At 40.1% G+C, this 12,905-nt stretch carries 8 protein-coding genes and 1 pseudogene; all 9 read left to right on the top strand.

Annotated elements, in window-relative coordinates; genetic code table 11:
- The first annotated feature begins 5 nt into the window (after positions 1-5).
- Positions 6-887: a translation elongation factor Ts gene (gene tsf / locus LZP85_RS13490; RefSeq protein ID WP_025908959.1), complete on the top strand. Its 882-nt coding sequence runs from the start codon at positions 6-8 to the stop codon at positions 885-887.
- 78 nt (positions 888-965) lie between these two features.
- Entirely contained in the window at positions 966-1,688 is a 723-nt protein-coding gene (gene pyrH, locus LZP85_RS13485; RefSeq protein ID WP_025908958.1) for a UMP kinase, read from the top strand.
- A gap of 2 nt (positions 1,689-1,690) precedes the next feature.
- Positions 1,691-2,248, top strand: a complete 558-nt coding sequence (gene frr, locus LZP85_RS13480) for a ribosome recycling factor (protein WP_025908957.1) — start codon at positions 1,691-1,693, stop codon at positions 2,246-2,248.
- Between the two features lie 139 nt (positions 2,249-2,387).
- Entirely contained in the window at positions 2,388-3,170 is a 783-nt protein-coding gene (locus LZP85_RS13475) for an undecaprenyl pyrophosphate synthase (protein ID WP_119542583.1), read from the top strand.
- A gap of 17 nt (positions 3,171-3,187) precedes the next feature.
- On the top strand, positions 3,188-3,979 hold the full coding sequence (locus tag LZP85_RS13470) for a phosphatidate cytidylyltransferase (RefSeq protein WP_119542584.1): 792 nt from the start codon (positions 3,188-3,190) through the stop codon (positions 3,977-3,979).
- 77 nt (positions 3,980-4,056) lie between these two features.
- Positions 4,057-5,208, top strand: a complete 1,152-nt coding sequence (gene dxr / locus LZP85_RS13465) for a 1-deoxy-D-xylulose-5-phosphate reductoisomerase (RefSeq protein WP_025908954.1) — start codon at positions 4,057-4,059, stop codon at positions 5,206-5,208.
- Between the two features lie 76 nt (positions 5,209-5,284).
- A complete protein-coding gene (gene rseP, locus LZP85_RS13460) occupies positions 5,285-6,544 on the top strand; it encodes an RIP metalloprotease RseP (protein ID WP_025908953.1) in 1,260 nt (419 codons plus the stop codon).
- A 117-nt stretch (positions 6,545-6,661) separates the two neighbouring features.
- On the top strand, positions 6,662-8,362 hold the full coding sequence (locus tag LZP85_RS13455) for a proline--tRNA ligase (RefSeq protein WP_025908952.1): 1,701 nt from the start codon (positions 6,662-6,664) through the stop codon (positions 8,360-8,362).
- 154 nt (positions 8,363-8,516) lie between these two features.
- A pseudogene (locus LZP85_RS13450) lies at positions 8,517-12,311 on the top strand (PolC-type DNA polymerase III); the annotation flags it as partial.
- Positions 12,312-12,905 lie beyond the last annotated feature (594 nt).

Raw genomic sequence — 12,905 nt, 5'->3', positions numbered from 1 at the left:
TTATTATGGCAATTACAGCTCAAATGGTAAAAGAATTACGTGAAAAAACTGGCGCTGGTATGATGGATTGTAAAAAAGCATTAACTGAAACTGGCGGTGACATGGAAAAAGCAATCGATTTCTTACGTGAAAAAGGTATTGCTAAAGCGGCTAAGAAATCTGATCGTATCGCTGCTGAAGGTTTAACTTACATCGAAACACAAGGTAACGAAGCAGTTATTCTTGAAGTAAACTCTGAAACAGATTTCGTTGCGAAAAACGAAGGTTTCCAGAAGTTAACAAAAGAACTTGCTGCACATATCTTAGCTAACAAACCAGCTAACGTTGAAGAAGCTGTTGCTCAAAAAATGGAAAATGGAGCTACTGTAGAAGAGCACATTAACTCAGCAATCGCTACAATTGGTGAAAAACTTTCTCTACGTCGTTTCGCTGTAGTAAGCAAAACAGATGCTGACGCATTTGGTGCTTACTTACACATGGGTGGACGCATTGGTGTATTAACAGTATTATCTGGTACAACTGATGAGCAAGCTGCAAAAGATGTTGCAATGCACATCGCTGCTATCAACCCTAAATATGTATCTCGTGACGAAGTTTCTGCTGAAGAGACTGAGCGTGAGCGTGAAGTATTAACACAGCAAGCATTAAACGAAGGTAAGCCAGAAAAAATCGTTGCAAAAATGGTTGAAGGTCGCTTAAGCAAATTCTTCGAAGATATCTGCTTATTAGATCAAACATTTGTTAAAAATCCTGATCAAAAAGTTCGTCAATTCGTTGAGAGCAAAGGTGCAACAGTAGAGAGCTTTGTACGCTTTGAAGTAGGAGAAGGTATTGAGAAGCGTCAAGACAACTTTGCTGAAGAAGTAATGAGCCAAGTTAAAAAGTAAGAATGTGATTAAATGGGGAACACTCTGTGTTCCCTTTTTCAAAAAAATGGATCTCACCGTTGACGATGGAGGTTAGGCATGAGTCAAGCAAAATATAATCGTATTGTATTAAAATTAAGTGGCGAAGCATTAGCAGGAGAAGACGGATTTGGTATTAATCCTTCTATCATTAAGTCGGTTGCAGAGCAAGTGAAAGACGTTTATGACTTAGGCGTTGAAGTAGCAGTAGTCGTTGGTGGTGGAAACATTTGGCGTGGTAAAATTGGTAGCGAAATGGGAATGGACCGTGCAGCTGCAGATTACATGGGCATGCTTGCAACTGTTATGAATTCACTAGCACTTCAAGATAGCTTAGAGAACATTGGAGTACAAACTCGCGTTCAAACATCTATCGAAATGAGACAAGTTGCTGAACCATACATAAGAAGAAAAGCGGTTCGTCACCTTGAGAAGAAACGCGTTGTAATCTTTGCAGCAGGTACAGGAAATCCTTACTTCTCTACTGATACGACAGCTGCGTTGCGTGCGGCTGAAATTGAAGCAGATGTAATTCTAATGGCGAAAAATAATGTTGATGGCGTATACAATGCTGATCCGAAACTAGTTCCAGACGCAGTAAAGTATGAAACATTAACATACATTGATGTCTTAAAGGATGGACTAGCTGTAATGGATTCGACTGCTTCTTCTCTATGCATGGATAATGATATTCCGCTAATCGTCTTCTCGATTACGGAAGAAGGAAACATCAAACGTGCCGTAACAGGCGAAAATATTGGAACAATTGTAAGGGGGAAATAATGATGGCAAAACAAGTGTTGCAAGATGCAAAGGAAAGAATGGAAAAAGCACTTCAGTCATATAGTCGTGAATTAGCTTCAATTCGTGCTGGACGTGCGAGTGCTTCATTATTAGACCGCGTGACGGTTGAATATTATGGTGTTCCAACACCAATTAATCAACTTGCACAAGTTAGCGTACCGGAAGCTCGTATGTTGGTAATCCAACCTTATGATAAATCACAGCTTGGTGAAGTGGAAAAAGCAATTATGAAATCTGACCTAGGCCTAACGCCAACAAGCGATGGTTCAATCATCCGTTTATCAATTCCTGCTTTAACAGAAGAGCGTCGTAAAGAGCTTGTTAAAACAGTGAAGAAAGCGTCTGAAGATGCGAAAGTAGCAGTTCGTAATATTCGTCGTGATGCAAACGATGACCTTAAAAAGTTAGAGAAAAACGGTGAAATTACAGAAGATGATCTTCGCGGATATAGTGATGATATTCAAAAGTTAACGGATGACCACATTGCTAAAGTTGATAGCGTGACAAAAGATAAAGAGCAGGAAATTATGGCGGTATAAGTCATTTCAATGTAAAATATATTGTAAAAGACCCTCTATTGTTTACAGGGGGTTTTTTTGTTAATAATGTGTAGTAAGACAAAATATCGAATGACAAAGAACAAAATGTCAATGAGAACATACAACGGGGGACCTTTGCATGTTAAAAAAAATTCAAGCATGGAAAAAAAGTCAAGATCCAGGAACACAGTCTCTTGAGGAACGAAAAGAGCGAGTGAAGAAGCAGGCTGTACCAGAACATATTGCAATTATTATGGACGGTAATGGGCGCTGGGCACAAAAAAGAGCACTTCCTAGAATGATGGGACATCATGAGGGAATGAAAGTCGTTCGACAAATTACAAAAGCAGCAAGTCAATTGGGCGTTAAAGCGCTAACTTTATATGCTTTTTCAACAGAGAACTGGAAACGACCAAAGGTGGAAGTAGAATTCCTTATGAAGTTACCTGAGGAATTTTTAACGACTTTTTTACCGGAGCTGATTGAAGAAAATGTTCAGGTGCGCATTATGGGAGATAAGAGTGAACTACCTTCTCATACATTACGTGCAGTTGATAAGGCAATTGATGAAACAAAAGATAATACAGGCCTTATTTTGAACTTTGCACTTAATTATGGAAGTCGACATGAAATCGTTAAGGCTGTCCAGGCTATTGCGAAGGATGTTGAATCTAACAATTTAAATCCTTCTGAAATTAATGACGAATTGTTTTCTTCGTATTTAATGAGTAAGAGCTTACAAGATCCAGATTTGTTAATTCGAACAAGTGGTGAACTGCGCTTAAGTAACTTTATGCTTTGGCAGTTAGCTTATACTGAATTTTGGTTTACAGATGTATTATGGCCAGATTTTAAAGAAAATCATTTAATTGAAGCAATTGAGGCGTTCCAAAATCGTGGGCGTCGCTTTGGTGGAGTCTAAGAGGGTGTTGAACTAACATGAAACAAAGAATCATTACAGCCATTGTTGCACTAGCGGTGTTTATTCCTATTGTCATGATTGGTGGCATGCCATTTACTGCTTTAATGTATTTGTTAGCAACAATTGGTGTTGTTGAACTGTTAAATATGAAAAAAATCAAACCATTGTCTTTTCCCAGCATTATCAGTTTCCTACTAACGTGGGTGTTTTTACTACCAAATAGCTCAGATGTTGCATTTCAAATGGTAAGTGAACATAAAGTAGAAGTAGCTTTATTTGCTACGCTGTTATTATTAATGTATACAGTAGTTGTAAAAAATGTATTTACATTTGATGGCGTAGGTTTTCTTTTATTAACGACCATTTACGTAGGGCTAGGCTTTCACTACTTTATTGAAGTTCGTGCAGAGCATGGGTTAACATATTTATTTTTCGCATTTCTTTTAATTTGGGCAACTGATTCTGGCGCTTACTTTATCGGACGAGCAATGGGGAAGAGAAAGCTGTGGCCTGAGATTAGTCCTAATAAAACAATTGAAGGTTTTGTTGGTGGAGTAGTATGTGCATTAGTAGTTGCGGTTATTTTTAAAGTCACGTCGGGCATTGAGCAGTCCATGGGCGCAGTACTTTTAATTGGAATCATCATCTCTTTGTTTGGACAAATGGGAGATTTAGTACAGTCGGCATTTAAACGACATTATGGAGTAAAAGATTCAGGTAAACTCTTACCGGGGCATGGAGGAATACTAGACCGATTTGACAGTCTGCTATTTATTATGCCAATTCTGGCGTTTCTTTTATCTCTCTAGTAGAACCATAATTAAAAATAGCTAAGGCTTGTCTACTCAGTAAAAACATGTCTTTGAAGTAATGGGAGTGAATATATTTGAAGAAACTTTCTTTATTAGGTGCTACAGGTTCGATTGGACTTCAAACAGTTGACGTTGTTCAAGCTCACTGTGATTCTTTTGAACTTGTAGCTATGTCATTTGGTCGAAATGTACAAGAAGCACGCAAGATTATTCAAGTATGTAAGCCATCTCTTGTCTCACTTATGAACAAAGAAGACAGTGAAACACTGCAGGCGGAGTTTCCAAACGTAACGTTCATGTATGGTGAAGAAGGTTTGGTGGCGGTAGCCACACACCCGGAAACGGAAGTAGTAGTGAATGCCGTTGTGGGAAGTGTTGGATTAGTACCAACGCTTGAAGCGATTAAAATGAGAAAAACAATTGCGTTAGCCAATAAGGAAACGTTAGTTACAGCAGGCCATATTGTTATGAGTGCGGCTAAGGAGTATGGAGTGGACATTTTACCAGTAGATAGCGAGCATTCAGCTATTTTTCAAAGCCTTCAAGGGCAAGATGATAAAGCAATCGATCGTTTAATCTTAACAGCTTCTGGTGGTAGCTTCCGAGATAAAACAAGAGAAGAGTTAAAAGGTGTAACCGTTCAAGAAGCGTTAAATCATCCAAATTGGTCGATGGGCGCAAAAATTACAATTGACTCAGCTACTATGATGAATAAAGGACTAGAAGTCATTGAGGCACGCTGGCTTTTTGATATTCCGTATGAACAAATTGATGTATTATTACATAAAGAAAGTATTATTCATTCAATGGTGGAGTTTGCTGATACTAGTGTAATTGCACAGCTTGGAACACCAGATATGCGCGTGCCAATTCAATATGCGTTAACCTATCCAAAACGCTTACCGCTGCAGGGCACAGATCGTTTAAGCTTGGCTGATATTGGACAGCTACACTTTTCGAAAATGGATCAAGACCGCTTTAGATGTTTGCGTTTTGCTTTTGAAGCAGGTAAAGTAGGCGGTACGATGCCAACGGTTTTAAACGCAGCAAATGAATCCGCTGTTCAGGCCTTTTTAGATGGGGCTATTACGTTTTTAGAGATTGAAGATGTGATTGAACGAGCAATGAATGAGCATCAGGTTATAAAAAATCCTTGCTTGTCTACAATAAAAGAAGTAGATTTAGAAACAAGAAAACTTGTAAACCTTTTAGCTCGTACTAATTAAAGTTAGTATGATAACTTAAGAAGGCGTACATTTCTGATTAACGTTTCACCTTATCATAAGAAGGGGGGCATACTCATTGAATACGGTCATTGCGTTTATTATTATCTTTGGTGCTCTTGTCTTTTTCCATGAGTTAGGGCATTTAATTTTTGCGAAACGAGCTGGAATTCTATGCCGTGAATTTGCTATCGGCTTTGGGCCGAAAATTCTTTCGTTCAAACGAGATGAAACAGTCTATACAATTCGCTTATTGCCATTAGGTGGATTCGTACGTATGGCCGGGGAAGATCCGGAAATGATTGATGTGAAACCGGGTCAGGTTATTGGCTTACTGTTTAATAATGATGAAAAGGTAGAAAAAGTCATTATTAATAATAAAGAGCAATATCCAGATGCTAGAGTGATTGAAGTAGAGCATGCAGACTTAGAGCATGAAATGGTTATTAAAGGATATGAATCAGAAGATGAAGAACGATTACACACCTTTAGAGTAGCTGAAGAGTCGTACTTTATTGTTGATGGTGATGAGGTTCAAATCGCACCGTACAGTCGTCAATTTGCTTCCAAAACATTGGGACAACGTGCTATGGCTATCTTTGCAGGTCCTTTAATGAACTTTGTGCTAGCTTTCGTTATTTTTGTGGTACTAGGGATTTCACAAGGCTATGCAGTTGATAAGCCGGTACTTGGTGAATTAACAAAGGACGGCGCTGCTATTGAAGCGGGCTTGAAACAAGGTGATGAAGTACAAGCAATTGATGGTGCAGCTGTTTCGACATGGCAAGATGTTGTTGAAGTCATCCGTAAGCATCCAGAGCAAGAGATTACGTTCACTGTTAATCGCGGTGATGAAACGCGTGAAATAGAGGTAACACCGGATAGTCGTGAAATGGGAGAAGAAAAAATCGGTTTAATAGGTGTGTATGCACCTGTTGAAAAGTCGGTAATTGGCTCTATCACAAACGGCGCAACTGAAACAGCAACGTGGATGAAAGAAATTGTGACTGGGTTAGGAAAGCTAGTGACAGGACAGTTTTCACTTGATATGCTTTCAGGTCCTGTTGGTATTTATGCAGCTACTGACCAAGTGGCACAGTCAGGTATTTACTACCTAATGAAGTGGGCGGCTGTTTTAAGCATCAACTTAGGAATCGTGAATCTATTACCTATTCCGGCTTTAGATGGTGGACGTCTCGTGTTCTTTGCAGTTGAAGCAGTACGGGGTAAGCCGATTGATCGTCAAAAAGAAGGTGTAGTTCACTTTATTGGATTTGCGTTACTTATGCTATTAATGCTTGTAGTAACGTGGAATGACATTCAAAGTTTCTTTTTATAAAAACAAATAGGGAATACGTGATGAACAAAGGTAAGCCCCTGTAAATAGGGGCTTACTGTGGTTGTAAAAGCGTGATAAACTATGAAAATAGAGAAGTGAGTAAAGAGGTGCAAGGTTATGAGACAAAGTGCAACATTAATTCCTACATTAAGAGAAGTACCTGCTGATGCAGAAGTAAAAAGTCATCAGCTTTTAGTGAGATCAGGCTTTATTCGCCAAAATGCTAGTGGTGTATACAGCTTCTTACCTTTAGGTAAAAAAGTGCTTCAAAAGGTTGAAGAAATTGTAAGACAAGAAATGGAGCGTGCTGGCTCAGTTGAATTGCTAATGCCTGCACTTCAACAAGCAGAGTTGTGGAAAGAGTCTGGCCGTTGGTATTCATATGGACCAGAATTAATGCGTATGAACGATCGCCATAGCCGTGAATTCGCTTTAGGCGCAACGCATGAAGAAGTTATTACAAGCTTGCTTCGTGATGAAGTAAAATCATACAAAAGATTACCTTTAAACCTATATCAAATCCAAACAAAGTTTCGTGATGAAAAACGTCCGCGTTTTGGACTATTACGTGGTCGTGAGTTTGTGATGAAAGATGCTTATTCTTTCCATGCTTCACAAGAAAGCTTAGACGAAGTGTATGATAAGATGTACGAAGCATACAGCCGCATTTTTGAGCGTTGCGGATTAAACTTCCGCGCAGTTATTGCAGATTCAGGGGCAATGGGTGGAAAAGATACGCATGAGTTTATGGTGCTATCTGAAATCGGTGAAGATACAATTGCTTATTCAGATACATCTTCTTATGCTGCAAATATTGAAATGGCTCCAGTCGTAACGCAGTATAAGAAATCAAACGAAGCACCTGTTGAACTTGAAAAAGTAAATACGCCTGATGCGCGCACAATTGAAGAAGTTGCGTCGTTTTTAAATGTCGAAGCATCATCATGCATTAAGTCGCTGCTATTTAAGGTAGATGATCGCTTTGTGTTGGTCTTAGCTCGTGGAGATCATGAGATTAATGATATCAAAGTAAAAAATTATTTTGAAGCAACAGTTGTTGAGCTTGCAACGCCAGAGGAAGCAAAAGAAGTGATGGCAGCTCAAATTGGTTCACTTGGTCCTATTCAAGTAAGCGAGAAGATTGAAGTAGTCGCAGATCATGCAGTAAAAGCTGTTGTAAATGGCGTATGCGGAGCAAACGAAGATGGTGTTCACTACCAAGGCGTGAATCCAGAGAGAGATTTTACAGCAACATATGAAGACTTCCGCTTTATTCAAGAGGGAGACGCTTCTCCAGATGGACAAGGTATTATTAAGTTTGCTAAAGGAATCGAAGTGGGTCACGTATTTAAATTAGGTACGCGCTATAGCGAAGCAATGGGCGCAACATACCTAGATGAAAATGGCCGTTCTCAGCCAATGATTATGGGCTGTTACGGAATTGGTGTATCGCGTACATTAGCAGCGATTGCTGAGCAGTTTAATGACGAGAAAGGTTTTGTGTGGCCTCAAGCTGTTGCGCCTTATCATGTCCATGTTATCACGGTAAATGTGAAAAATGATGAGCAGCGCGAGCTTGGTGAAACGTTATATAACCAGCTATTAGATCGTCGTGTAGAAGTGCTGCTTGATGATCGACAAGAACGTGTAGGAGTTAAATTCGCAGATTCAGATCTAATTGGAATTCCAGTGCGCGTTACGGTTGGTAAACGTGCCTCAGAAGGAATTGTAGAAGTGAAAATGCGTCAAACAGGGGAATCATTTGAAGTCCATGTTGATGAAGTAGAATCGAAAATTATGGAAATGTTAGCTAAGTAATTTACGCTAATTTTAAAATCGCTCAATGCAAATATGACAAGTTTCGTATTTGCAGTTGAGCGATTTTCGTTTGATTTTATAAGCATTGCGTCAACAGCCGATGCTAGGTTTATGTTAAAATGAAGTGCATTATTTTTTAAAGGAGGCAGAAGTTTTGGGAGAACAAACGCTAGGAAAAAAAGAGCGTTTTAAGCTACTGCTGCAGCAGTTAGAGTTAACGAGTGACCAAGTTGTTCCTTATTTTGACCAAGCCTCAATTGAGAAGGTAGTCATTAATAAAGAACAAAAAAAATGGCACTTTTACTTTCAATTTCAACGAGTGCTTCCGTTTAATGTGTATGAGCTTTTTCAAACACGTATTCGGTCAGCTTTCTCACATATAGCAAACGTCTCTTTTTCTATTACGGCAGAGACGAAAGAATGTACACAGGACGACATTCAAAGCTACTGGCAACATTGTATCAGTGAACTTCAAGGTATTTCGCCTTTACTTATGTCGCTTTTACAAGGACAAAGGCCAACGCTAAATGGTGTAAAGCTAGTATTAAATGCAAGACATGAGGCGGAAGGAACGGCTCTGCGAAAAAAATATGGTCAGCTAATTGCCGACCAGTATTCGTCCTATGGTTTTCCACAGATGCAGCTGGTAACAGAGGTTGTGCATTCTGAGGAAGCTTTTCAACAGTTTGTTGAGCAGCGCAAGCAGGAAGATACAGAAAAAGTGCTTCAGGCCATTACTGAAATGCAGAATAAAGAAAACGATAAAAGTGATGGGCCAGATTTACCAAAAGGTCCGCTTACAATCGGTTATACAATTAAAGATGAAGTGGTCTCACTTGATACCATTGTTGATGAAGAGAAGAGAATTGCTGTACAAGGCTATGTATTTGATGCTGAAACAAGAGAGCTTCGAAGCGGCCGTACGCTATTAATCTTTAAAATTACAGACTATACAAATTCCATTATGATTAAGATGTTCTCACGCGATAAAGAAGATATTCCACTGCTTCAAGCAATTAAAAAAGGCATGTGGGTGAAAGTACGAGGCAGTGTACAAAATGATACGTTTGTACGCGATCTTGTTATGATTGGAAACGATGTGAATGAAATTTCACCAATTACAAGACAGGATAAAGCTTCTGATGACGAAAAGCGTGTTGAGCTTCATCTCCATACACCGATGAGTCAAATGGACGCTGTAACATCGGTGAGCACATTGGTTGGTCAAGCTAAAAAGTGGGGACATAAAGCCATTGCCGTAACGGACCATGCTGTAGCACAATCTTTCCCTGAAGCATACGGTGCGGGAAAGAAAAACGGGATTAAAATTTTATATGGTGTCGAAGCAAATCTCGTGGATGACGGTGTGCCGATTGCATATAATCCTCAAGATGTTTCGCTTCCAGATGCCACGTATATCGTATTTGACGTAGAAACAACTGGTTTATCAGCCGTGTATGACACGGTCATTGAGCTGGCTGCTGTTAAAATGAAAGAGGGAGAAATCATTGATAAGTTTGAAAGCTTTGCTAACCCGCATCACCCTCTTTCAGCTACAACAATTGAATTAACGGGCATTACAGACGATATGGTCCAAGATGCGCCTGATGCTTCAGAGGTATTAAAGAAGTTCAGCGATTGGATTGGAAATGACATTTTAGTTGCACATAACGCGAGCTTTGACATGGGCTTTTTAAATGCAGGATTACAGCGAGCTGGATTTGAAAAAGTGCAAAATGGTGTGATTGATACCTTAGAGCTAGCAAGGTTTTTATATCCACATATGAAAAATCATCGTTTGAACACGTTAGCGAAAAAGTTTGATGTAGAGCTAGTCCAGCATCACCGTGCGATTTATGATGCTGAAACAACTGGTTATTTACTAGTCAAAATGTTAAAAGATGCGTTTGAACGTGATATCTTAAATCATAATCAGCTTAACGATTATATGGGAGAAGGGAATGCTTACCAGCGCGCACGCCCGTATCATGTAACGATGTTGGCTCAAAATGAAACAGGCTTAAAAAACTTGTTTAAGCTCATTTCAATGTCTCATTTAAACTATTTCTATCGTGTACCGCGTATCCCGCGTTCCAAACTTCAAAAGTTTCGAGAAGGGATTTTAATCGGGACTGCTTGCGACCGCGGTGAAGTATTCGAAGGAATGATGCAAAAAGGTATCGATGAAGTGCAAGAAGCGGCAGAATTCTATGATTACATTGAAGTACAGCCGCCTGAAAACTACAAGCACCTCATCGAACTAGAGCTGGTGCGAGATGAGCGAGCGTTAAAAGACATTATTAACAATATTGTGAAGCTCGGTGAAAAGTTAGAGAAGCCTGTAGTTGCTACTGGAAACGTTCATTATCTGAATCCAGAAGATAAAATATATCGAAAAATATTAATTAGTTCACAGGGTGGCGCTAATCCGCTTAATCGTCATCAGCTACCGGACGTTCATTTCCGCACAACAGATGAAATGTTGGAGTGCTTCTCATTTTTAGGTGCTGATAAAGCCAAGGAAATTGTCGTAGCCAATACGCAAAAAGTTGCTGATATGATTGAAGAAGTTAAGCCGATTAAAGACGACTTATATACGCCGAAAATTGAAGGTGCCGATGAAGAAATGAGGGCGATGAGCTATGCGATGGCTAGAAGCATCTATGGAGACGATTTGCCTGAAGTTGTTGAAGCAAGGTTGGAAAAAGAGTTAAAAAGTATCATTGGTCACGGCTTCGCGGTTATTTATCTAATTTCTCATAAGCTTGTAAAGAAATCGCTAGATGACGGCTATCTCGTTGGGTCGCGTGGTTCTGTCGGATCTTCATTTGTAGCGACGATGACGGAAATTACCGAAGTAAATCCACTGCCGCCGCACTATGTTTGCCCTTCATGTAAGCATTCGGAGTTTTTTGATGACGGTTCGGTAGGTTCTGGATTTGACCTCCCTGATAAAAGTTGCGTCGAATGTGGCACTCCGTATAAAAAAGACGGACATGACATTCCGTTTGAAACGTTCCTTGGTTTCAAAGGAGATAAAGTACCGGATATCGATTTGAACTTCTCTGGTGAATATCAGCCAAGAGCGCATAACTATACAAAAGTGCTGTTTGGAGAAGACAACGTATACCGTGCTGGAACAATCGGTACCGTTGCAGAGAAAACGGCGTATGGATATGTAAAGGGATACGCTGGAGATCATGAATTGCATTTGCGAAATGCAGAAGTTGATCGATTAGTAGCAGGGTGTACAGGAGTAAAACGAACAACAGGTCAGCACCCTGGAGGAATTATCGTTGTACCAGACTATATGGATATCTATGACTTTACACCAATTCAGTTCCCAGCAGATGATCGAAACTCTGAGTGGCGTACAACTCATTTTGACTTCCACTCTATTCATGACAATCTCTTAAAGCTTGATATTCTAGGGCACGATGACCCTACGGTTATTCGTATGCTACAAGACTTAAGTGGAATTGATCCAAAGACCATTCCGACAGATGACCCTGAAGTCATGAAGATCTTTAGCGGAACGGAATCTTTAGGTGTAACAGAAGAGCAGATTATGTGTAAAACAGGAACTCTTGGTATCCCTGAATTCGGTACTCGATTTGTTCGCCAAATGTTGGAGGATACAAAACCATCTACGTTCTCAGAACTTGTTCAAATTTCTGGGCTATCTCACGGAACGGATGTATGGCTAGGAAATGCGCAAGAGTTAATTCGTAATAATATTTGTAACCTAAGTGAAGTAATTGGCTGTCGTGATGATATTATGGTGTATTTAATTTATCAAGGGTTAGAGCCTTCCTTAGCGTTTAAAATTATGGAGTCAGTTCGTAAAGGGAAAGGGTTGACCCCTGAATTCGAAGAAGAAATGATTAAAAACGGCGTGCCAGATTGGTACATTGATTCGTGTAAAAAGATTAAGTACATGTTCCCGAAAGGTGCGACACGTTGCTCGTTTAACCCCAACAGAAATGTTGGATAAAGACAAGCCCGTGTAGATACAAAGACAGTAAATCTACATGAGAACTACATGAAATGAGTCGGAGGCGTGAAATCCCCTCCTACCGTAACAGGATACGGTGAAACCCCCTGAGCACCGCGACTTGCAGGAATGGTCTCCTGGCTTGAACTGTAAGAGAGCTCGCTAAGGTTCGTCTTAAAAGCGTGACACGTAGACGTGAGTAAAGGCGGGGGTCCCAAAAAGTGGCTATGGTGAGGCAACGAATCCTCGTATGGAAAGGCTCGTAAGGACAACTCAGTTGAGAAGCTGAGGCTATCGCTTGCGATGGAACATTTGCGGATTACCTATCTTTTGGGGGAATATCTGCGTTCAACCATTAAAGGTTGTTCGGCTGAAGTCTTTAAACTCCTGTTAGATTAAGCTAAATGTCGGGTCAGAGAGGACACCTAAGGTCACCACTAAAGAAGGGATAATTTCATGTGGAACGTGTGAAGGGTGTAGGATGGATGGCAGGAGCCAAGTGAAATCCCTGAGAGTAGGAAATGACTCTCTTCATACACCTGGCGGCAG

Source organism: Priestia flexa (genome assembly GCF_021441905.1).
Taxonomy (GTDB): domain Bacteria; phylum Bacillota; class Bacilli; order Bacillales; family Bacillaceae_H; genus Priestia; species Priestia flexa.
The sequence above is the reverse complement of the archived record's forward strand: the minus strand, read 5'-3'. Positions and strand labels throughout refer to the sequence as shown.